Source organism: Methylobacterium sp. ARG-1 (assembly GCF_001262595.1).
Classification (GTDB): Bacteria; Pseudomonadota; Alphaproteobacteria; order Rhizobiales; family Beijerinckiaceae; genus Methylobacterium; species Methylobacterium brachiatum.
In genome coordinates this window covers 135,788-156,744 of the sequence record NZ_LHCD01000002.1, presented here as the reverse complement: position 1 = coordinate 156,744, position 20,957 = coordinate 135,788, and the positions used below count along the sequence as shown (strand labels likewise).

Annotated in this window: 24 protein-coding genes and 1 other RNA gene; 9 read left to right on the top strand and 16 right to left on the bottom strand. The window is 69.8% G+C overall.

From position 1 onward, the window contains the following. Positions 1-50: 50 nt before the first annotated feature. From AKJ13_RS02545 to AKJ13_RS02525, 5 genes are all read right to left on the bottom strand, one after another. Positions 51-485, bottom strand: coding sequence for a tellurite resistance TerB family protein (locus tag AKJ13_RS02545; RefSeq protein ID WP_007567585.1), 435 nt, complete (start codon positions 483-485; stop codon positions 51-53). 117 nt (positions 486-602) lie between these two features. After that, complete coding sequence (locus AKJ13_RS02540; protein WP_050731932.1) at positions 603-917, bottom strand: BrnA antitoxin family protein; 315 nt, start codon at positions 915-917, stop codon at positions 603-605. Next, positions 910-1,182 (bottom strand): BrnT family toxin, encoded by a 273-nt coding sequence (locus tag AKJ13_RS02535; RefSeq protein ID WP_050731931.1) that lies wholly within the window; start codon positions 1,180-1,182, stop codon positions 910-912. Before AKJ13_RS02535 ends, AKJ13_RS02540 begins: the two co-directional genes overlap by 8 nt. An 83-nt stretch (positions 1,183-1,265) precedes the next feature. Continuing rightward, positions 1,266-1,487 (bottom strand): YbdD/YjiX family protein, encoded by a 222-nt coding sequence (locus AKJ13_RS02530; protein ID WP_050731930.1) that lies wholly within the window; start codon positions 1,485-1,487, stop codon positions 1,266-1,268. Between the two features lie 8 nt (positions 1,488-1,495). Then, on the bottom strand, positions 1,496-3,556 hold the full coding sequence (locus tag AKJ13_RS02525; protein WP_050731929.1) for a carbon starvation CstA family protein: 2,061 nt from the start codon (positions 3,554-3,556) through the stop codon (positions 1,496-1,498). 285 nt (positions 3,557-3,841) lie between these two features. Here AKJ13_RS02525 and AKJ13_RS02520 point away from each other — a divergent pair, with 285 nt between their 5' ends. Then, positions 3,842-4,708 carry an NAD(P)-dependent oxidoreductase gene (locus AKJ13_RS02520; RefSeq protein ID WP_050731928.1) on the top strand — a complete coding sequence of 289 codons (867 nt, stop codon included), beginning with the start codon at positions 3,842-3,844 and terminating at the stop codon, positions 4,706-4,708. A gap of 97 nt (positions 4,709-4,805) precedes the next feature. On the opposite strand, the gene miaA is transcribed toward AKJ13_RS02520, so the two are convergent. Further along, a complete protein-coding gene (miaA, locus tag AKJ13_RS02515; RefSeq protein WP_050731927.1) occupies positions 4,806-5,720 on the bottom strand; it encodes a tRNA (adenosine(37)-N6)-dimethylallyltransferase MiaA in 915 nt (304 codons plus the stop codon). A gap of 14 nt (positions 5,721-5,734) precedes the next feature. On the opposite strand from miaA, the gene serB reads away from it, so the two are divergent. Further along, on the top strand, positions 5,735-6,628 hold the full coding sequence (gene serB, locus AKJ13_RS02510) for a phosphoserine phosphatase SerB (protein WP_050731926.1): 894 nt from the start codon (positions 5,735-5,737) through the stop codon (positions 6,626-6,628). Between the two features lie 4 nt (positions 6,629-6,632). Here the strand turns inward: serB and AKJ13_RS02505 are convergent, their stop codons facing one another. The 7 genes from AKJ13_RS02505 to AKJ13_RS02475 form a co-directional block, all read right to left on the bottom strand. After that, complete coding sequence (locus AKJ13_RS02505) at positions 6,633-7,007, bottom strand: hypothetical protein (RefSeq protein ID WP_050731925.1); 375 nt, start codon at positions 7,005-7,007, stop codon at positions 6,633-6,635. Positions 7,008-7,150: 143 nt separating this feature from the next. Further along, positions 7,151-8,698: a Do family serine endopeptidase gene (locus AKJ13_RS02500; RefSeq protein ID WP_050731924.1), complete on the bottom strand. Its 1,548-nt coding sequence runs from the start codon at positions 8,696-8,698 to the stop codon at positions 7,151-7,153. A 107-nt stretch (positions 8,699-8,805) separates the two neighbouring features. Beyond that, entirely contained in the window at positions 8,806-9,759 is a 954-nt protein-coding gene (gene hflC, locus AKJ13_RS02495; protein ID WP_007567593.1) for a protease modulator HflC, read from the bottom strand. Further along, complete coding sequence (gene hflK / locus AKJ13_RS02490; protein ID WP_050731923.1) at positions 9,756-10,952, bottom strand: FtsH protease activity modulator HflK; 1,197 nt, start codon at positions 10,950-10,952, stop codon at positions 9,756-9,758. The genes hflC and hflK overlap by 4 nt, the downstream gene beginning before the upstream one ends. Positions 10,953-11,244: 292 nt before the next feature. After that, a complete protein-coding gene (locus AKJ13_RS02485; RefSeq protein ID WP_007567595.1) occupies positions 11,245-11,736 on the bottom strand; it encodes a dihydrofolate reductase in 492 nt (163 codons plus the stop codon). After that, positions 11,733-12,527, bottom strand: coding sequence for a thymidylate synthase (locus tag AKJ13_RS02480; RefSeq protein WP_050731922.1), 795 nt, complete (start codon positions 12,525-12,527; stop codon positions 11,733-11,735). The genes AKJ13_RS02485 and AKJ13_RS02480 overlap by 4 nt, the downstream gene beginning before the upstream one ends. A 98-nt stretch (positions 12,528-12,625) precedes the next feature. Beyond that, positions 12,626-13,483: a CPBP family intramembrane glutamic endopeptidase gene (locus AKJ13_RS02475; protein ID WP_050731921.1), complete on the bottom strand. Its 858-nt coding sequence runs from the start codon at positions 13,481-13,483 to the stop codon at positions 12,626-12,628. Here AKJ13_RS02475 and ssrA point away from each other — a divergent pair. Next, positions 13,475-13,857: a transfer-messenger RNA gene (ssrA, locus tag AKJ13_RS29970) on the top strand. The genes AKJ13_RS02475 and ssrA overlap by 9 nt on opposite strands. A gap of 66 nt (positions 13,858-13,923) precedes the next feature. After that, positions 13,924-14,550 carry a ClpXP protease specificity-enhancing factor SspB gene (locus tag AKJ13_RS02470; RefSeq protein ID WP_007567598.1) on the top strand — a complete coding sequence of 209 codons (627 nt, stop codon included), beginning with the start codon at positions 13,924-13,926 and terminating at the stop codon, positions 14,548-14,550. Positions 14,551-14,991: 441 nt separating this feature from the next. Here AKJ13_RS02470 and AKJ13_RS02465 read toward each other — a convergent pair whose 3' ends face one another. Together AKJ13_RS02465 and AKJ13_RS02460 are read right to left on the bottom strand one after the other, a co-directional pair. Continuing rightward, the gene (locus tag AKJ13_RS02465) at positions 14,992-15,243 is read right to left on the bottom strand and encodes a hypothetical protein (protein WP_050731920.1); all 252 of its coding nucleotides are present in this window, start codon (positions 15,241-15,243) and stop codon (positions 14,992-14,994) included. A 57-nt stretch (positions 15,244-15,300) separates the two neighbouring features. Beyond that, positions 15,301-16,710, bottom strand: coding sequence for a cytochrome P450 (locus AKJ13_RS02460; RefSeq protein WP_050731919.1), 1,410 nt, complete (start codon positions 16,708-16,710; stop codon positions 15,301-15,303). Between the two features lie 121 nt (positions 16,711-16,831). Between AKJ13_RS02460 and fumC the strand changes: the two genes are divergently transcribed. The 4 genes from fumC (at position 16,832) to AKJ13_RS02440 (ending at position 19,499) form a co-directional block, all read left to right on the top strand. Then, positions 16,832-18,247 (top strand): class II fumarate hydratase, encoded by a 1,416-nt coding sequence (gene fumC, locus AKJ13_RS02455; RefSeq protein ID WP_050731918.1) that lies wholly within the window; start codon positions 16,832-16,834, stop codon positions 18,245-18,247. Between the two features lie 108 nt (positions 18,248-18,355). Beyond that, positions 18,356-18,559: a DUF4169 family protein gene (locus tag AKJ13_RS02450; protein ID WP_050731917.1), complete on the top strand. Its 204-nt coding sequence runs from the start codon at positions 18,356-18,358 to the stop codon at positions 18,557-18,559. 10 nt (positions 18,560-18,569) lie between these two features. Continuing rightward, positions 18,570-18,800: a ribbon-helix-helix domain-containing protein gene (locus tag AKJ13_RS02445; protein ID WP_007567606.1), complete on the top strand. Its 231-nt coding sequence runs from the start codon at positions 18,570-18,572 to the stop codon at positions 18,798-18,800. Between the two features lie 81 nt (positions 18,801-18,881). Continuing rightward, on the top strand, positions 18,882-19,499 hold the full coding sequence (locus tag AKJ13_RS02440; protein ID WP_050731916.1) for a ParB-like protein: 618 nt from the start codon (positions 18,882-18,884) through the stop codon (positions 19,497-19,499). 12 nt (positions 19,500-19,511) lie between these two features. Here AKJ13_RS02440 and AKJ13_RS02435 read toward each other — a convergent pair whose 3' ends face one another. After that, the gene (locus AKJ13_RS02435; protein ID WP_050732143.1) at positions 19,512-19,895 is read right to left on the bottom strand and encodes a PRC-barrel domain-containing protein; all 384 of its coding nucleotides are present in this window, start codon (positions 19,893-19,895) and stop codon (positions 19,512-19,514) included. 118 nt (positions 19,896-20,013) lie between these two features. Between AKJ13_RS02435 and mepA the strand changes: the two genes are divergently transcribed. Then, positions 20,014-20,949, top strand: a complete 936-nt coding sequence (gene mepA / locus AKJ13_RS02430) for a penicillin-insensitive murein endopeptidase (RefSeq protein WP_050731915.1) — start codon at positions 20,014-20,016, stop codon at positions 20,947-20,949. Positions 20,950-20,957 lie beyond the last annotated feature (8 nt).

Here is a 20,957-nt window from a genome sequence, read left to right as displayed (position 1 = left end):
GTCCTTCCCTCCCCCTTTGCGGGGGAGGGAAGGCGCACGTCACGCCCGCCTCAGCGTAGCAGCGCCGACTTGTCGACCTGCAGCGCCGCGCCGATCTCATCGAGCGCCTTGTGCTCGACCTCGCTGATGCCGCCGAAATCGGCCACGTCAGCGCCGATCAGGAAGACGTCCTGGCGCTGGTCGATCGGCCGCTCGACGATGGCGCCCACCAGGCGCAGGTTCTCCAGGCGGCCGGCCCGGGTCTTGGCCCGGGCGATGGCCTCGTAGAGCTCCTGCTCGACCCGCAGCGTGTCGTAGGACTTCTCGAGGATCGGGTTGGCGCGGATGCCGCTGATCGCCGATTCGATCTCCTCCTCGGCGACGTCGCCGTCGGCCACGATGACGTTGGCCGCGGCCGAGACCGCGGCCTGGAGGAAGACGGCATCGCCCGCATACGACATGATCGTGCGGCCGAACCGAAGGATGGCGTCCTGGAAAATGCTCATGCCGACCTCCCGTGCGGTCGGAGATGGCGGATATTGTGGCGGCCGAGTCAAGATCCGGCCGCGCTTGTGCCGGGGACTGACATTCTGTGCGCAATTTATGGTTTCGCGGGCCGGTCTCTACACGGGCCCGAGGTCGCGGGCCGCCGCTCGCAGCGCGTCGTTCATCCGGGTCTGCCAGCCGGGCCCGGTCGCCTTGAACGCCTTTACGACCTCCGAATCGAGACGCAGGCTCACGAGCTGCTTGGTCGGCGCCTTCTGGGGGCCGCGGGACCGGCGCAGGGTCGCCGCCAAGTCCGGAAATGCTTCGGCGAAGGGACGCGCCTGGCGCGCCTGGGCATCGCTGATCTCGGGATTGTCCGGATCGTCCGCGATCCCGGCCTGCATGCGTGCCTCGTCGGCGTCGGTGATGGGCGGGAGACCGAGCTTAGGCATCCTCGTAGATCCTCCGTTCCCTGCGGCTCGCCGGACGCAGGCTGACGAGGGACAGGGCCTCGGTACCAAGCGGCGCAATCACGGTCGCGACGAGACATCCGTCCAGGAGGCCGATCGCCACAAAGAACGGGCGGCCATCCGGCCCCGGATGGAACGGCACGACCACCGAATCCTCGAATGGGAACCGGTCCCGCGCGTCTGCGAAGTCCATGCCGTGCTTGGCGCGGTCGCTCGCCCGCCGCGGCACATCCCAGACCACGCGCATGGCCCTATCTACGATCCGAGCCCGAGCCGGTCAATCAGATCGTAGATACACTTTGCACGACGAGGTCGGGATTGGGTTCCCCGTCAGCAGCAGCGAAAGCCCGAGGTGTTCCCCACGCCGAAGCGGGCGTTCTCGCGGTTGCGGAAGAACTCCAGCTCCGACATCGGCGCCTGATCGGGATGGGTGCGGCGGATATGGGCGGCATAGGCCGCGTAATCCCCCTGCCCCACCATCAGCCGGGCGCCGTCGCAGACGCATTTGGACAGCGTCTGGAGGCGGCGGCGCAGGCTCTGTTGTGGCTCCATGGCGCGCCCTACTCCGCCGCGGCCAGGCGCGGCTCGGTCTCGAGCGCGGTCCAGCGGTCGGCCCGCCACGCCTTCAGGCAGGCGGCGATGCCAAAGCCCGCGATGGCGACCACGAGCCCGATGAACAGGGCCGCCAGCACCGCGTCGATCCGGTCGTTGAGGATGATCTGGTCCATCTGGGCAGCGTTCTTGGCCGGGGCCAGGAGCTTGCCCTCGGCCGCGGCCGTCGCGTAGCGCTCGGCATGGGCCAGGAACCCGATCTTCGGGTCGGCGGAGAACAGCTTCTGCCAGCCGGCCGTGAGGGTGCACAGGCACAGCCACGCGGTCGGGATGATGGTCACGAACGCGTAGCGCTCGCGCTTCATCTTGAAGATCACCACCGTGCAGAGCGTCAGCGCCACCGCGGCCAGCATCTGGTTGGAGATGCCGAACAGCGGCCACAGGGTGTTGATGCCGCCGAGCGGGTCGGTCACGCCCTGGTACAGGAAGTAGCCCCAGGCGCCGACCGCGATGGCGGTGGCCGCGATGCTCGGCCCCCAGGAGGTGGTGTTCTTGAACGAGGGCACCGCCAGAGCGACGAGATCCTGGACCATGAACCGGCAGGCGCGCGTGCCTGCATCCACGGCCGTGAGGATGAACAGGGCCTCGAACAGGATGGCGAAGTGGTACCAGAACGCCATCATCGCCTTGCCGCCGATGGCCGAGGAGATGATGTGGGCCATGCCCACCGCCAGGGTCGGGGCGCCGCCGGCGCGCGAGATGATCGTGTGCTCGCCAACATCCGCGGCGGTCTGAGTAATCACCTCGGGGGTGGTGGCGAAGCCGAGCTTGGTCACGGCGGCGGCGGCGGTCTCGGGGGTGGTGCCGAGCAGCGCCGCGGGCGAGTTCATGGTGAAGTAGACGCCCGGGTCGATCACGCAGGCCGAGACCAGCGCCATGATCGCCACGAACGATTCCATCAGCATGCCGCCGTAGCCGATGAAGCGGGCATCCGCCTCGTTGGCGATGAGCTTCGGCGTGGTGCCGGACGAGATCAGGGCGTGGAAGCCCGAGACCGCGCCGCACGCGATGGTGATGAACAGGAACGGGAACAGGCCGCCCGCCCAGACCGGGCCGGTGCCGTCGACGAACTTCGTCATCGCGGGCATCTGCAGGTGCGGGGCGACGACGGCGATGCCGAGGGCCAGCCCGACGATGGTGCCGATCTTGAGGAAGGTCGAAAGGTAGTCCCGCGGCGCCAGCAGCAGCCAGACCGGCAGGATCGAGGCCACGAAGCCGTAGCCGATCAGCATCCAGCACAGCTGCGGGCCCGTGAAGGTGAAGGCCGGGCCCCAGACCGGGCTCGCGGCCACCGAGCCGCCGCCCACGATGGCCAGCATCAGCAGGACGAAGCCGAGGATCGAGACCTCGCCGATCCGGCCGGGGCGGATGTAGCGCGAGTAGACGCCCATCAGCATGGCGATCGGGATCGTCGACATCACCGTGAAGGTGCCCCACGGGCTCTCGGCCAGCGCCTTGACCACGATCAGCGCCAGCACGGCCAGCAGGATCACCATGATCAGGAAGGTGCCGAACAGCGCGATGATGCCCGGCACGGTGCCGAGTTCGGCCCGGATCAGCTCGCCGAGCGACCGGCCGTCCCGGCGCATCGACACGAACAGGACCATGAAGTCCTGGACTGCGCCGGCCAGCACCACGCCGGCCAGGATCCACAGCATGCCGGGCAGGTAGCCCATCTGCGCCGCCAGGACCGGGCCGACCAGCGGGCCCGCGCCCGCGATCGCCGCGAAATGGTGGCCGAACAGGACGCCGCGATTGGTGGGCACGTAGTCGAGCCCGTCATTGTGGCGCACCGCCGGCGTGAGGCGCTTCGCGTCGAGGCGCATCACCTTCTCGGCGATGAACTTGGAATAGTAGCGGTAGGCGATCATGTAGACGCAGACCGCCGCGACCACGATCCAGAGGGCGTTGATCGTCTCGCCGCGCTGGCTGGCCACGATCGCCAGAGCCGCGGCGCCGAGCGCTCCCACGAGGGCCCATGGCCCGTGCCTGCCGATCGCCGTACCCATCTCGCGTTCCCTTCGATCGCCTCGCGCTCGGGGCCGCTCAAGGCCGACGGCTGGGACTCGCGGGTCCCGGGCTACACCGGCGGTTTATCCTATTCGTCCGGCGTTGACGCAAGCGATCCGAGCTGTGATGCAGCTTCGCGGGCGGCATGACGCCCCAATCTGTCACATCGGGTCATCGGCACGGCCCCGACCGCCTTCACGGGCCGGCCTGTGGACCCCGTCGCCGCCTGTCGTGAGCGAAGGAAGGGCGCCGGCGCGGTCCGGCCCTCGGAGGAGCGGACAACCATGGCGAAGGTCGCATTCCTGGGTCTCGGCGTGATGGGCGGCCCGATGGCCGGGCACCTGGCCAAGAAGGGCCACGACGTCACCGTCTACAACCGGACCACGCCCAAGGCCGAGGCCTGGGTGCAGGCCCATGGCGGTGCCTTCGCGGCCACGCCCCGGGAGGCGGTCGCGGGCGCCGAGATCGTGTTCGCCTGCGTCGGCAACGACGACGACCTGCGCAGCGTCGTGCTGGGCGATGACGGCGCGCTCGCCGGCATGGCGGCCGGTTCGGTGTTCGTCGATCACACCACCGCGTCGGCCGAGGTCGCCCGGGAACTCGCCGAGGTGGCCAAGGCCAAGGGGCTCGGCTTCATCGACGCGCCGGTCTCCGGCGGCCAGGCCGGCGCCGAGAACGGCGTGCTCACCGTGATGTGCGGCGGCGAGCCGGAGACCTACGCCAAGGTCGAGGCTGCGATCGGCGCCTTCGCCCGCGCCTGCCGGCTGATGGGCCCGGTGGGCTCCGGCCAGCTGACCAAGATGGTCAACCAGATCTGCATCGCCGGCCTGGTCCAGGGCCTGTCCGAGGGCGTCCACTTTGCCAAGCGCGCCGGCCTCGACGTGGAGGCGGTGCTCGACGTGATCTCCAAGGGCGCCGCCGGCTCCTGGCAGATGGAGAACCGCGGCAAGACCATGAACCAGGGCAAGTTCGATTTCGGCTTCGCGGTCGATTGGATGCGCAAGGATCTCGGCATCCTGCTGGACGAGGCCCGCCGCAACGGCGCCAAGCTCCCGGTCTCGGCGCTGGTCGACCAATTCTACGCCGAGGTGCAGGCCATGGGCGGCAACCGCTGGGACACGTCGAGCCTGGTGGCCCGGCTGGAGCGCTGAGGCTGGCACATCTCCCCTCGCCCCGCTTGCGGGGAGAGGGGAGCCTACGCCTCGCTGAGAAAGCTGCGCGACTGCAGTTTCAGTTGAGACATCGTCCTCACAACCCAGCCGCCTCGTCCGGATCGAGCCAGCGCCAATCCGTGCCCATCTGGTGGCGGAACCATGTGAATTGCCGCTTGGCGTAGGCCCTCGTATCGGCCTGGCCGCGGGCGATCGCCGCCTCGAGATCCAGCGCCCCGTCGAGATGGGCGATCAGGCCCGGCACACCGTGGGCGCGCATCACCGGCAGCATCGGGTCGAGACGCCGCGCGCGCAAGCCAAACACTTCGTCCAGGGCGCCCTCGGCGATCATCGTGTGAAAGCGGGCGTCGATGCGGGCGCGCAGCAGCGCGCGGTCGGGCGCCAGGAACAGTTTCTGGAGGTTCAGGCCAGCAAGCGGCCCGGGCACGGGGTCGCCATAAAAACTCGCGATCGGCCGGCCGGTGGCCAGAAAGATCTCCAGGGCGCGCATCACCCGCATGCGGTCGCTCGGGCGCAGGCGGGCGGCGCCCTCCGGGTCATGCCGGGCGAGGTCGGCGTGCAGCGCCTCGGTCGGGCGACCCTCGGCCGCCTCCCGTACCTGCGCGCGCACCGCGTCGGGGACCGGCGGCAACTCGGAAAACCCCTGTTCCAGGGCCCGGAAATACAGGCCGGTGCCGCCGACGAAGATCGGCAGGCAGCCATCGAGCTCCGCCAGCAGCGCGGTCGCGTCCCGGGAGAACTGCCCCACGGAATAGTTCACCGCCCCGTCAACATGGCCGTAGAGCCGGTGGGGCACCCGCGCCTCATCCTCGAGGTCGGGCCGGGCGGTGAGGCGGCGCAGGTCGCGATAGACCTGCATGGAATCGGTGTTGATCACCACGCCGCGGTGGCGCAGCGCCAGACGGGCGGCCAGCGCCGACTTGCCCGAGGCGGTGGGCCCTGCGATGAGGATCGCCGCCGGGCGCCCCCCGGTCTCCTCCCGGTCTGGCAAGGCGAAACTCCACGATGCTGGTCGCGGTCCTGATAGCAAACCCGGCTCGGCCGTCCATCACCGGTGCGGTGCTGGCCGAGGCGTGCGCCGTGCTCGGGACGGAGCACCCGCCCCGGATCCTGCACGGGGAGGTCGCCGCCGAGATCCTGGTGCCGGGCGATCCCGCTGACGCGGGTGCGATGACGGAGCGGCTGCGGACCGCGCTGTCCGGCGAGCCAATCGACCTCGCCGTGCTGCCGGCCGACGCGCATCGGCGCAAGCGGCTGTTCCTGGCTGACATGGATTCGACCATGATCGAGCAGGAATGCATCGACGAACTCGCCGGGACGCTGGGCCTCAAGGACCATGTCGCGGCGATCACCGAGCGGGCGATGCGCGGCGAGATCGCGTTCGAGCCGGCCCTGCGCGAGCGCGTGGCGCTCCTCAAGGATATTCCCGTGACGGCGGTGGACAGGCTGATCGTCGATCAGCTCAGCCTCACCCCGGGCGGGCCGACGTTGGTGCGGACGATGCGCGCGCACGGCGCCCGGACCTGCCTGGTCTCCGGGGGCTTCACCCTGTTCACCGGCCCGATCGCCGGGATGGTCGGTTTCCACGAGCACCGGTCCAACGTGCTGGGCGTGGCGGACGGCCGTCTTGACGGCACCGTGGAGGATCCGATCGTCGGCAAGGCAGAGAAGCGTGCCACGCTGATCGAGCTCCGCGAAACGCTCGGCCTCGACCCGGCGGACACGCTCGCGGTGGGCGATGGCGCCAACGACCTCGACATGCTGGCTGAGGCCGGCCTCGGCGTGGCGTTCCGGGCCAAGCCCGCAGTGGCAGCCGCGGCGCAGGTCCGCGTCGAGCACGGCGACCTCACCGCGCTCCTCTATCTCCAGGGCTACGCGGCGGCGGAGTTCGTGGGGTGAGCGCTCAGTGCAGAGTCCGGGTCAGAGCCACCACGACGCCCAGCACGGCCAGCGTCTGAAAGCCGATCGCGCCGACGAGCCAGCGCACCGTCTCGACCTTCGCGGCGGCGATGGCGCCCTCGACAGCTTCGACATCGGCTTTGGTCGTAAGCCGCAGCGCCTCGATATCGGCCCGGGTTTGGACCTTCAGCGACTCCACCTCACTGCGAACGAGCTGGATATTCGCCTGCACGTCGTGGATATCGGCCTTCGTGGCGAGATTTCCGTCGAAGACATCGACCAGCGCATCGGCCAAGCCCTCCGCCTGCTCCGGCGACAGCTTCGCCTTATCCCGCAGCGCCCGCGCGAACTTCAGCGTATCGAAGGCGACGGCAGTCATGGGTCCAGGATCGTCCGAGTCGCACCGACTCGCCGCTTTAGTGTGCCGCCCCGCAGCCCTACGTTAATGCGGATGCTCCGAACGTAAGAGGCCGCCGCTCCTGGCGAAGCGGCGGCCCGAAATCGTTCGTCCGATGAAGCCGCTCAGTCCAGCCCAAGCGCCACGAAGCGCACGTCGCCGGTGGCGCTCGCCACCAGCAGCAGGACCGACTTACGCCCGTCCTTCTTGAGCGCCTCGACCCGCTTGGTCACGTCGGCAGGGGTGTTCACCGCCTCCTGGCCGACCTCGACGATCACCTCGCCAGGCTGGATCCGCTTGTCGGCGGCGGTCGAGTTCGGATCTACCCGGGTGACGACCACGCCCTTCACGGTGTCCTTGATCCCAAACTTCTTGCGCAGCTCGTCGGTGATGCCGGAGAGGTTGAGCCCGAGCGCCTGACGGGTCGCGCTCTCGGGCTCGGGCTGGCGCAGGTTAGCGAGCTGCGGCTTGTCGGTATCCTCGAGCCGGCCGAGCGTGACCGGCTTGGTCAGCTCCTCACCCTTGCGGACGACGACCACGTCGACCTTCTGGCCGACCGGGGTCGAGGCGACGATCCGGGGCAGGTCGCCCGAGGCCTTCACGGGGGCGCCGTTGAACTTCACGATGACGTCACCGACATCGATCCCGGCGGTCTTGGCCGGGCCCTTCTCGTCGACGCCGGCCACCAGGGCGCCGCGGGCACCGCCCTTGAGGTTGAGCGCCTCGGCGGTGGCGTCGTCGACGTTCTGGATGCGCACGCCGAGCCAGCCGCGGCGGACCTCGCCGAAGTCGCGCAGCTGGTCGATCACGGGCTTGGCCGTGTCCGAGGGCACCGCGAAGCCGATGCCCACCGAGCCGCCGGTGGGCGACAGGATCGCCGTGTTGATGCCGATCACCTCGCCGTCCATGTTGAACAGCGGGCCGCCGGAATTGCCCTTGTTGATGGCCGCGTCGGTCTGGATGTAGTTGTCGTAGGGTCCGGACTCGATGTTCCGGCCGCGCGCCGAGACGATGCCGGCCGAGACCGAGCCGCCCAGCCCGAACGGGTTGCCGATGGCAATCACCCAGTCTCCCGGGCGCATGGTGTCGGACTTGCCGAACGGCACCGCCTTCAGCGGGCGCTCGGCGGTGGGCTTCACCCGCAGCACGGCCAGGTCGATCTTCGAATCCTTGCCGATGATCTCGGCCTTCAGCTTGGTGCCGTCGTGCAGGATCACCTGGATGTCGTTGGCGTCGCCGATGACGTGGTTGTTGGTCACCACGATCCCGGAGGCGTCGATGATGAAGCCGGAGCCGAGGGAGTTCGACTTGCGCTGCTGGCGGGGCGTGTCGTTGTCGCCGCGCTCGCCACCCTTGCCGCCACCGCCGCCGCGGCGGTTGAAGAACTCCTCGAACAGGTCCTCGAAGGGCGTGCCCGGGGGCAGCTGCGGCATGGTGCGGCTGTTGCGCGCCTCGACCGTGGTGGAGGCGGAGATGTTCACCACCGCGTCGGTGACCTGATCAGCGAGATCCGCGAGGGAGGCTGGGCCCTTGGCGAAGGCCGGAACCGGCAGGGACGCGGTCGCGAACGAGGCGCCGACCAGGATCGCCGCCATGAAGGAGCGGGCGCGGGAACGGGGCTGCGCCTGCGCGCGGCCGAAGGGCGCCCGGCGGGCGCTCGCGACGGGGTGCATGGTCGACCTCTTCAAGAACGCGTTTCCGGTTGCGCGGGCCCCCGACCGGGATCGGCCGCCCGCGGATTGTCTCGCATCGTAATCCGCTGGCGCCGGGGCGCCAGCGGTCAGCGCGTCGCGCCGGTGGAGGCGGTCGGGTCCGTGGGCCCGCGGGGCGTGCGCGGCGCCGAGGCCGTCGCCCGACCCTGCGGGTCGCTGAAGTAGCGGAAGAAGTCCGAGCTGGGGCTGATCACCAGCCGCGTATCGGAACCCTTCAGCCCGGTCTCGTAGGCCTGCATCGAGCGGTAGAAGCTGAAGAAGTCCGGGTCCTTGCTGAACGCCTCGGCGAGGATCCGGTTCTTCTCGGCGTCGCCCTGGCCGCGCAGCTGCTCGGATTTCTGCGTCGCCTCGGCGAGGATCACGGTGACCTCGCGGTCGGCCTTGGCCCGGATCGTGGCGGCGCTCTGGTCGCCGTTGGCGCGGATGTCGGCAGCCTCGCGCTCGCGCTCGGTCTTCATCCGCTTGTAGACGGCGGCGGAGTTCTGCGCCGGGAGATCGACCCGGGTCATGCGCAGGTCGACGATCTCGATGCCGAGCGCCTTGGCCTGACGGTTCACGTCCTCCTGGATCTGGTGCATCAGCTGGCCGCGCTCGGTCTTGACGATGGCGTCGCGGGTCGAGCGGGCGAGCACGTTGCGCAGGCCGGAATTGGTGAAGCTGGCGAGCCGCTGGTTGGCGAGCCCGATATTGCCCACCGCCTGGTAGAAGCGCAGCGGATCGAGGATGCGGTAGCGCGCGAAGGCGTCCACCTCCAGGTTCTGCCGGTCGGCGGTGAGGACCGTCTGCACCGGCAGGTCGAGGTCGAGCACGCGCTTGTCGAAGATCACGACGTTCTCGACGAAGGGCACCTTGAAGTAGAGGCCGGGCTTTTCCTCGCCGGTGGCGTTGAGCACCGCGCGGACGCGGCCGAATTGCAGGACGAGGGCCTGCTGCATCTGGCCGACGGTGAAGATCGAGGCGTAGAGCCCGATCGCGACGATCGCCGCGATGGCGATCAGGCCGGTGCGGAGAGCCTGTTTCATCGGGCGGCTCCCGTGGCGGCCGGGGACTGGGCGCGGGCGCCGAACTCGGTGAGCGGCAGAACCGGCAGGACGCCCGCCGCGGCGGTGCCCGAGCCCGGCTGCGCGCCGTTCTGGTCGATGATCACCTTGTTCACGGAGCCCAGAACCTTCTCCATCGTCTCCAGGAAGAGCCGCTCGCGGCTGATGGCCGGGGCGGCCTTGTAGGAGGCGTAGACCTCGCTGAAGCGCGCGGCCTGACCGGTGGCGTCGGCAGTCGCCTTTGTCCGGTAGGCCTCGGCCTGCTGGAAGATCTGCGACGCCCGGCCCCGAGCCTGCGGTACCTCACGGCTGGCGTAGGTCTTGGCCTCGTTCTGCGCCGTGTCGGCGTCCTGCTGGGCGGCGTTCACGTCGATGAAGGCCGGCCGGACTTCCGGCGGCGGGTTCACCGAGACGAGCTGCACCACCTCGATGCGCACGCCGGCGCCGTACTCGTCCAGAGCCTTCTGGACCATCTCCTTGACCTCCTGGGCGATGCTCGATTGCTCGTTGGTCAGGATCGCCTGGATGTTGCGGCGGCCGATCACCTCGCGCATCGCGCTCTCGGAGATCGCCTTGATGGTGCCCTCGGGGTTCTGGAGGTTGAACACGAAGTCGGAGGCCTTGAGCGGGTTGATCCGCCACTGCACCTCGAAGTCGAGATCGACGATGTTCTCGTCACCGGTGAGGATCAGGCTCTCGTCCGGGACGTCGCGGTTGCGGCCCTGGCCGCCGGGGCCGGCGCGGAAGCCGATCTGGATGGAGTTCTGGGAGCCGACATCCGGCTTGACCACGCCGCCGATCGGATAGGGGAAGTTGTAGCGCAGGCCCTCGCCCTTGGTGCCGACGTAGCGGCCGAAGATCGTCTCGATGCCGACCTGGCGCGGGTAGACGGTGTAGAAGCCGGTGGCGAGCCAGACCGCAACCGCGAGCGCCCCGATCACCGCGGCGCTGCGTCCGCCGCCGATGCCGCTCGGGCTGCCGCCGCCATAGCCACCGCCGGTGTTGCCACCGCCCGGGATCAGACCGCGCAGGCGGTCCTGCCCGCGCCGGAGCAGGTCCTCAAGGTTGGGCGGGGTCTTGCCGCCGCCGCCGCCACCCCATGGGCCGCCGCCGTTGCCGCCGGGCCGACCCCACGGGCCGCCGCCGCCACCGCCGCTCTGATTGCTCCAAAGCATCCTAGCCGTCGTCTCCTGCCTGCCCGCGCCCGGTCCGCACGCTGAGCGTGCTCCCCGGGCTGCGTCTCCCTGCCTGAACGGCCACGCTCACCCGCCTAGTCCCGCCCACCGGCCCGCTCGCGGGGCGGGCGGGTTGGTTTGGCGGCTAAACGCCTGCGCGGGCGTCTCTTCTCGCGAGGCGCGGAGCCCCATGAGAACGCATGCCCGACAGGCACCTGCGGGTGTGCGCCCCATGCTGTCAAGGCTGGCAGGTGGGCACGCACAGGCCGGAAGACAACCGCGGCGGCGCGCCTCAGCGGATGCGCGCCCAATCGACGAACGCGAAGGCGTGCTCGTCGCGCGGACCGGCCGGGTGCGCCTCGCGGAACGTCTCCCGGAACGCGGCGCGATCGAAGGCGGGAAAGCGCACGTCGCCCTCCGGCTCCGCCTCGACCTCGGTGAGGTGGAGCCGGTCGGCATGCGGCAGGGCCAGGGCGTAGATCTCGGCCCCGCCCACCACCATCAGCTCCGGTGCGGCCGCGGCCGCGACGGCAGCGTCCCAGTCGTGGACGATCTCGGCGCCCTCGGCGTGGAAGCCGCGGTCGCGGGTAAGCACCAGGGTGCGGCGGCCCGGAAGCGGGCGTCCGATCGAGGCCCAGGTCCGCCGGCCCATCAGCATCGGCTTGCCCATCGTCAGCGCCTTGAACCGCTTCAGGTCGCTGGACAGGTGCCAGGCGAGCCCGTTGTCGCGGCCGATTACGCCGTTGCGGGCGACAGCCACGACCAGCGCGATGGCGGGGCTCATACCGCCACCGGGGCCGAGATGGCCGGGTGCGGGTCGTAATTCTCGATGACGATGTCCGCATACCGGAAGGCGAAGAGGTCGCGGACCTCCGGGTTGAGCCGCAAGTGCGGCAGCGGGCGCGGCGCCCGGTCCAGCAGGGTCCGGGTCTGTTCCAGGTGGTTCCGGTAGAGATGCGCGTCGCCGAACGTGTGCACGAAGTCGCCGACCCCGAGCCCGGTCACCTGGGCGATCATGTGGGTCAGGAGCGCGTAGCTGGCGATGTTGAACGGCACGCCCAGGAAGGCGTCGGCCGAGCGCTGGTAGAGCTGGCAGGAAAGGCGCCCGTCGCTCACGTAGAACTGGAACAGGCAATGGCAGGGGGCCAGCGCCATCCGGTCAAGATCCGCCGGGTTCCAGGCCGAGACAATCAGGCGACGGGAATCGGGATTGCGCCGGATCTCGCCGAGCAGCCACGCGATCTGATCGACGCTGCCGCCGTCGGGCTTGGCCCATGAGCGCCATTGCTTGCCGTAGACCGGGCCGAGATCGCCGTGCTCGTCCGCCCACTCGTCCCAGATCGTCACGCCGTTGGCCCGCAGGGCGGCGACGTTGGTGTCGCCCGCCAGGAACCAGAGCAGCTCGTGGATGATCGAGCGTAGATGCAGCCGCTTCGTGGTGACCAGGGGGAAGCCCGCGGACAAGTCGAAGCGCATCTGGTGGCCAAATACCGAGAGGGTCCCGGTTCCGGTCCGATCGTCCTTGGCTACGCCCTCGTCGAGGATGCGCCGCAGCAGGCTGTGATAGGCGTCCATCGGATAGTCCTGCGCGTGAGAGGGGCCGCGGGCAAGCGCGCGTCCCGTCTATCCACCAACATCACCGGTAACGAAGACGCCTGAGCGTCGTCCCGCGCTCAGGTCGGCCAGAGCACGTAGGTCACCAGAGCGAGGTTCGACCAGCCATGCAGGGCGATGCCGGGCCAGAGCCGGCCGGTGCGCCAGCGCAGCCAGCCGAGCACCAGCGCCAGGGGCAGCAGCGAGACCGGCCGGGCGAGCCCCCAGGACGAGACATGGGCGGCGGCGAAGATCACGGCCGTGACCAGGATCGCGCCGACGGGCCCGACCGCGTCCCGGGCGCGGGCGAAGGCCTCGCCGCGCAGCAGCAGCTCCTCGGCCACGGGGGCCAGCACCGCGAGATAGAGCAGCCAGGCCACGACCGCGCTCTGGCTCATGAACGGCGACAGCGTCACCTTCCGGCCGAAGCTCGCGCCGAACAACTCGGCCGTGCCGGTGACCCAGGCGATGTGCAGCACCGGCCAGACCAAGAGGAGCGCCAGCAGCGCGACGGGCCGCATCCCGTTCGGGCGCTCGCGATCGAGCGCCAGGCGCCGGCGCCAGCCGGCCCGGTCGCGCCACCACGCCCCGCCGAGCACCAGGGCGGCGAGGTAGACCTGGCGCAGGGCGTCGACCGCGAAGGCGCGGTGGGCGAGGTCCACCGCGCCGAGGAACGGGCGCCGCTCCGGCGGCAGGAACGGGTCGATCCCGGCCCAGAGGTCGAAGCCGACCCGGACGCTGGCGAGCGACAGCAGGCTCGCGGCGCCGAGATAGACCAGCACGAGGGCGACGAGCGCGCCGAGGCGCCAGGTCGCCCTCCAGATCCGGTCGAGCCGGCCCGACTCGTCGGTCGCGGAACCGCGCGACTGCGCATTTCCGGCAACAGCCGCATCAAGAGGTTCGCCCTGAGACAGTGGCGCGACACGATCGGGCTTCAAAACCGGACCGATCCCCTCTATATCTTGGGAGCCGGTCGCGAGGCCGGCTATGGCGATAAACGGTCTTCGAAATAAACCTATCGGACCCGGGGGCGGTACCCGGCGCCTCCACCTGAGCCCAGGACCGATGGCCGCAAGGCCGACGGAGCTGGACTGGTCTCAGGCGGGGGCGAAGCTAGGATCGACGAAGGCGTAAAGGTAGATCTTTCGCTCGGCATGGTTCCGCCGTTATCGGGCCTCTGCAAGAGTTGCCAACGACAACTTTGCTCCGGTGGCGGTGGCCGCGTAAGCGGTCTCCAAGATCGGTCTCAAGTCCTAGCGGTTAGCATCGCGTAGGCGGGGCAGGAAGGCGCCCGGCACCAGAAGCCTTCACTCATTTCCTCGGTCCGGCCATCCGCGGCGGGGCGCCGGGCGCAGACCGGGCTAGAGCGCGACCGCAGATGGCAGACGACCTGATTCGCTACGATCTCCTGGTGCAGGACGCCCTTCGCGGGGTGGTCCGCAAGGTGTTGACCGACGCCGCCCGGGACGGCTTGATGGGGGACCATCACTTCTACGTCTCGTTCCGGACGGAGGCGCCCGGCGTGCGGATGTCGCAGGCCCTGCGCGAGAAATACCCGCAGGACATGACCATCGTCCTGCAGCACCAGTTCTGGGATCTCAGCGTCAACGAGCACACCTTCGAGGTCGGCCTGTCCTTCTCGGGCGTGCCGGAGCGGCTGCTGGTGCCGTTCGACGCCCTGTCGGGCTTCTTCGACCCCTCCGTGCAGTTCGGCCTGAAGTTCGACCTCACCGAGGCCGGCGAGGTGCCCGAGGAGGCCAACGCCGCCCCGGCCAAGACCGGCCCGCGCGGGGCCGGCTCCGAGCCGAGCGAGGTCCGGCCGAAGGGCTCCGGGCTCGCCACGATCGGCTCGGCCGCCCCGAAGGTCCTGCCGGCGCCGGCCGCCCAGGGCGACAAGCCCGGCGCCAAGCCGGACGAGAAGGCCCCCCGCCCCGCCGCCAAGAAGGACGGCGAGGAGGGCAGCGCCGAGGTCGTGAGCCTGGACGCGTTCCGGAAGAAGAGCTGAACGCGCCGGGCCGAAACGTCGGCCCGGGGATTCATCGGTGAACCAGACTGTCGCGCCGCCGTCCTGTCGACGGCGGAGCGCGCGCATCGCGCGAAACGCTTCAACGAAGATGTGAAGCTCGCCGCGACGTTCTTCAACGCCACGGCCATTCTCGCGATCGGAACAGCCTTCAGCATCCCGTGGATGTGTTCACCAACGACGGCTGGGCTTTCCCACACGCGTCCCTCATCCGACATCTGATCGGACAGATCGCGACTCAGTTGTTCCTGGGCGCCGAGGCGCTTTGATCGCCCTCCGAAAGATCACCTCAAAATCGCGGCGCGCCTGCGCCAGTCCGTCGTCGGCGTGGCTTCATGGGGCCAAGCCGGCGTTTCGAGCTAGATGACGGCGCTCACCAGCACCTCTACGATCCCTGTCGCCCATCGCCTTAAAGGGTGGTCGTCACGGGCCGAGCAGTTTGACGAAAGCCGCACCGGCCCCGAAGAACGCGGCGGCCATGCCGGTGAAGCCGATGGAGAGCGGGGCGAGCAGGCGATCCCGACCAATCTTCAGGGCCTCGGCCTGAAGCTTCGACTGCTCCGCGATCAGCTTACGCTGCTCCGCCACGAACGTTTCCGTCTCGGCGTTCGAGCGCAGGACGCGAGCGACCTGCTCGGCGTAGTCCAGCGTGGCGGGCGCAGCGGTATCGGACATCAGGGAGGCTCCGTCCGGTCCACAAGGTGCGAACCGGTGGGGACCGCGTCAACCCGCTCAGCCCCGCAACTCCGCCTCCATGCGCAAGCCGTGCTCCGGTCGGAGCGTCACTCGGTGGAGGGGCGTGACCGGCGGGTGATCCGGCGGCAGGTGGAAGCGCACCGCCCGGATCACGTGGGCCAGCACGATCACCGCCTCCTGGATGGAGAAACTCTGGCCGATGCAGACCCGCGGGCCGGCGCCGAAGGGCAGGTAGGCGAAGCGCGGGATCGCGTCCCGGTTCTCCGGCAGGAAGCGCTCCGGCATGAACGCCTCCGGATCCTGCCACAGCGTCCGATGGCGGTGGAGCACCCAGGGCGCCACCATCACCAGGGAGCCGCGCGGCACCTTGATCCGGCCGAGCCGGTCGTCCCGGGTCGCCTGCCGGCTGAGGAACGGCACCGGCGGGAACAGGCGCATCGCCTCCTCGATCACCGCCCGCGTGTAGGGCAGCTGCTCGACGGCGAAATCGCCCTGCCCCGCCGCGTCGACCTCGGCCTCGACCCGCGCCTGCGCGGCGGGATCCTGCGACAGGCAATAGAGCGCCCAGGTCAGGGAATTGGCCGTGGTCTCGTGCCCGGCCGCGATGAACGTGACGATGTTAGCCTTGACCGCGAGGTCCGAGAGCCCGTTGCCGGTCTCGGGATCCTGGGCGGCGAGCAGCAGGGTCAGCAGGTCGCGGGGCGCCTCGCCGCGCGCCATCGCCGCCTTGCGCCGGGCGATGAGCTCGTCGACCACCTCGGCGAAGAACCGGCCGGCCGGTCGCGCCCGCAGGCGGCCGATGCGCGGCACGAAATCGGGCACCCCGAACACGTCGAGGGGGTCGATCGGCCCCACGGCCTCCAGGAATCGGGTGATGGCGCGCCCCAAAGCGTCCGGATCGCCCGGTAGCCCCTGGGTAAAAATCGTCCGCTCCAGCACGTCGAGGGTGACGCGGGTCATCTCCAGGGCGACGTCGACGGGCTTGCCGCCCCGGCGGGCGAGGCGGCGCCCGAGTTTGGCCCCGGCGGCGTTCATCGCGTCGGAAAAGCCCTGGACCGTGCGGGCGTTGAAGATCGGCGCGAGGGTCCGGCGCTGGAGCCGCCACTCGTCGCCCTCGGCGCTGAGCAGGCCGTTGCCCAGGCCCGGCGCCAGCACGCGCCGCTGCAGGTCGTCCTTCCGGTAGCCCTCGACATTCTCGACCAGGAGATAGCGAATCAGCGCCGGGTCGCTGACCACGGTGATCCGGCCCATGGCGCCCTCGGCGGCCACGACCGGCTCCTTGAAGTGGACGTCCATCCAGGTGGTGATCGGGTTCTTGCGGGCGGCCCGGAGGAAATCGAACAGGCCCAGCGGCTCGTGCAGCGGACGAGGCACGGGCGGGCGGAACCGGGCGGCGGGCGCCCCCTCGGCCAGATCGCGGTCGGTTCGGTCGATCGTCGCGCTCATCGGCTCCTTGTCCGGCGGGAACAGAGCCCCGCTCTTGTCCGGCGCCGGGGAAAACCGGCATCGCGATTCACCCGCGCCTCATTTAAGTAGGCACCGCACTGCACCAAACGTAGAGGCCACGATGTCGCCCACCGAGACCGGAACCGCCACCCGCACCGAGTCCGACACCTTCGGGCCGATCGAGGTCCCGGCCCACCGGTACTGGGGGGCGCAGACCCAGCGCTCGATCCAGAACTTCAAGATCGGCACCGAGCGCATGCCGGCGCCGCTGGTCCATGCGCTGGGCCTGGTGAAGCAGGCCGCCGCCCTGGTGAACAAGGATCTCGGCGCGCTGGAGCCCAAGCTCGCCGACGCCATCGCGGCCGCGGCCGCCGAGGTCGTGGCCGGCAAGCACGACGAGGAATTCCCGCTCGTGGTCTGGCAGACCGGCTCGGGTACGCAGTCGAACATGAACGCCAACGAGGTGATCGCGAGCCTCGCCAACGAGGCCCTGGGCGGCAAGCGCGGCGGCAAGTCGCCGATCCACCCGAACGACCACGTCAACCGCGGCCAGTCCTCGAACGACACCTTCCCGACCGCCATGCACATCGCCGTGGCCCGGGAGATCAGCGGCCGGCTGATGCCGGCGCTGACCCATCTGCACACGGCGCTCGACGCCAAGGCCAAGGCGTTCGAATCGATCGTCAAGATTGGCCGGACCCACCTGCAGGACGCGACCCCGGTCTCCCTCGGCCAGGAATTCTCCGGCTACGCCGCCCAGGTGGCACTCGGCGGCTCGCGCGTCGCCGCGACGCTGCCTGGCGTGCTTGCGCTCGCCCAGGGCGGCACCGCGGTCGGCACCGGCCTCAACGCGCATCCCGACTTCGCGAACCAGTTCGCCGCCAAGGTCGCGGAGCTGACCGGCCTGGAATTCACCAGCGCCGCCAACAAGTTCGAGGCGCTCGCGACCCATGACGCGCTGGTGTTCACGCAGGGTGCGCTGTCGGCGCTCGCCGCCGGCCTGTTCAAGATCGCCCAGGACATCCGCCTGCTCGGCTCCGGCCCGCGCTCGGGCCTCGGCGAGCTGTCGCTGCCCGAGAACGAGCCGGGCTCCTCGATCATGCCCGGCAAGGTCAACCCGACCCAGTGCGAGGCGCTGACCATGGTGTGCTGCCAGGTGGTCGGCAACGCGACCACGGTGAGCTTCGCCGGCTCGCAGGGCAATTTCGAGCTGAACGTGTTCAAGCCGGTGATCGCCAACGCGGTGCTGCAATCGATCCGGCTGCTCGCCGACGCGGCGGTGAGCTTCACCGACAATTGCGTGGTCGGCATCAAGGCCAACGAGGACAAGATCGCCGACCTGATGAGCCGTTCGCTCATGCTGGTGACCGCGCTCGCCCCCTCGATCGGCTACGACAAGGCTGCCGAGATCGCCAAGACCGCGCACAAGAACGGCACGACCCTCAAGGAGGAGGCGCTGCGCCTCGGCTACGTCACCGAGGAGGAGTTCGAGCGCGTGGTCCGACCGGAGACGATGCTGGCTCCCAGCGCCGAGTAGCCTGCCCGAAAGTCCCGGATTCACAAGGTCCGGGACCTTGTGCGGGTCCAGGGTGGAGCCCTGGTATCCCGGGGGCTCCGCCCTCAACCGAGAGCCGGGAGGCGATCCGTGGCCGAGATCATCAACCTGCGACAGGTCCGCAAGGCCAAGGCCCGTGCGGCCGAGGATGCCAAGGCCGAGGAGAACCGGATCGCCTTCGGGCGTCCGAAGAAGGCCAAGACCCTGCAGCAGCGGCGCAAGGCCCTGGAGATCGAGCGCCACGAGGGCCACCGGCTCGAGCGCAGCGAACCGGAGCGCGATCCGTCCCTATGACGCGCGCATCGTGAGCGCGGGACTCAGCAAGCGCTCGGTGGTGATCGCGGGCCATCGCACCAGCGTGTCCCTGGAGGACCCGTTCTGGGCGGCGCTCCGGGAGGTCGCGGAGACGCGCGGCCAGTCGGTCCAGGCGCTGATCGGCGCGATCGATGCCGGCCGGGGCGGCCAGAACCTGTCCTCGGCGATCCGGGTGTTCGTGCTGGACGCGGTACGGGCCGGGCCAATCGGCAAATCGTGAGCACGGTCCGGTCGGGTCGGTCTTCCGATCCAGTGCCGCGTATGGAATCTGCGCGACACAACCACGCAGGACGCTCGAGTCATGACTAACCGCGAACCGCTGCTCAAGCCGATCCCGATCACCGAGCTGCGCCCAACCCAGATGACGGTGGGCTACCGGGAGGTCGCCGAGAAGCGTCGGCGGTGGCGCAGCTACGACGGCGAGAAGAAGAAGGCGTTCCTCGGGGCGCACATGATCCCGACCGTGCTCGGGCCGAAGAAGCGCCATTACGTGGTCGACCACCACCACCTGTCCCGCGCCCTGCAGGAAGAGGGCGTCGAGAGCGTGCTAGTCACGGTGCTGGCCGACCTGCACCACCTGGAGAAGGATGCGTTCTGGACGGTCTGCGACCACAAATCCTGGGTCTATCCCTACGATGCCGAGGGCGTGCGGCAAGACTTCAAGGACATCCCCAAGGCGATCGCCGACCTCGCCGACGATCCATACCGCAGCCTCGCGGGCGAGCTGCGCCGGGCCGGCGGCTTCGCCAAGGACACGACCCCGTTCAGCGAGTTCCTCTGGGCGGACTTTCTACGCCGCAACATCAAGGAGAAGCGCGTCGAGAACGATTTCTCGGAGGCGCTGGAGAAGGCGATGGCGCTCGCCAAGTCCAAGGAGGCCGGCTACCTGCCCGGCTGGTGCGGCCCTTCGGAGGGCTGAACGGCCGCCGGGTCAGATCCCCCAATAGGGCGCGGCGTCGTAATACCGGTGGATCTGCTCCTCCCAGGCGCCGTCCTCGGCCGGGTCGGTGCCCTCGGGGGTGCGGGCGGGGGCGGCGCGCAGTTGCTCCTCGGTGATGTCGAGCACGTAGGCGTCCTGCTCGGGCTCGAAGTGCAGCACCGACCAGGGCAGCGTGTAGAACTCTTCGCCGAGGCCCAGGAAGCCGCCGAAGCTCATCACCGCGTAGGCGACCCGGCCGGAGATCTTGTCGAGCATCAGCCGCTCGATCCGGCCGACCTTGCCGCCGTCCGGCCGGCGCACATCCGTGCCGATGACCCGATCGCTGGCGATCAGGCTGCGCGGCTGCCGCGCCGCGGGTTGAGGATTGGCCGCCATGCTCGCCTCCCGGATCACGCGTCGCCTTTCGATCGCTGCCTGAAAAACGCCCCGGCGATGCCCCACGTTCCGGTCCGGGCCTGTGCCCGCCCTCTCAGCCGGACGAACAGCTCCCCGCATGCCGATCCCGCGTCACACTCCCAAACACGCCGCGTGCCTCGCGCTGGCCGCCCTGATCCTGTCGGCCGCGGCTTCGCAGGCCCAGGACCGAGGCAGCGTCAACCCGAAGCCGCTGCCGCCGCTCGAGCATCCGGACGCGCCCTCGACCCCGGCCAAGGCGCTGTTCGGACGCGTCACCCGGGCCTCCAGCGGGCCGGCTCATATCTACGGATTCTACGCCAAGGGCTGCTTTTCCGGCGGGCAGGCGCTGCCCCTCGACGGGCCGAACTGGCAGGTCATGCGCCCGTCCCGCAACCGGATGTGGGGCACGCCCTACCTGATCGATTTCGTCGAGCGCCTGTCGCAGAAGGCCGCCCGGGTCGGCTGGCCGGGCCTGCTCGTCGGCGACATGGCCCAGCCCCGCGGCGGCCCGATGATCACCGGCCACGCGTCGCACCAGATTGGCATCGACGCCGACATCTGGCTGACCCCGATGCCGGACCACCGCATGAGCCGGGCGGAGCGCGAGGAGACCTCGGCCACCGACATGGTCCGCCCCGACCGCCTCGACATCGACCCGCAGGTCTGGACGCCGACCCATCTGCAATTGATCAAGGTCACCGCCGAGCAGCCGGAGGTGGAGCGCATCTTCGTCAACGCGGCGATCAAGAAGGCCCTGTGCCGGGAGGCCTCGGGCCGAAGCTGGATGTCCAAGGTGCGCCCGATGTACGGGCACAATTACCATTACCATATTCGGCTCGCCTGCCCGGCCGGCCAGGACGATTGCCAGCCCCAGGGCGCACCCGCCGCCGGGGATGGCTGTGACGACCTCAGCTACTGGTTCTCGGACGCGGTGCTGCACCCGAAGCCGCCCAAGGTGCCGCCGAAGCCGAAGCCCGCTATGACCATGTCGGCCCTGCCCGCCGCCTGCCGCGCTGTGCTGAAGGCGCCGTAGCCCGATGG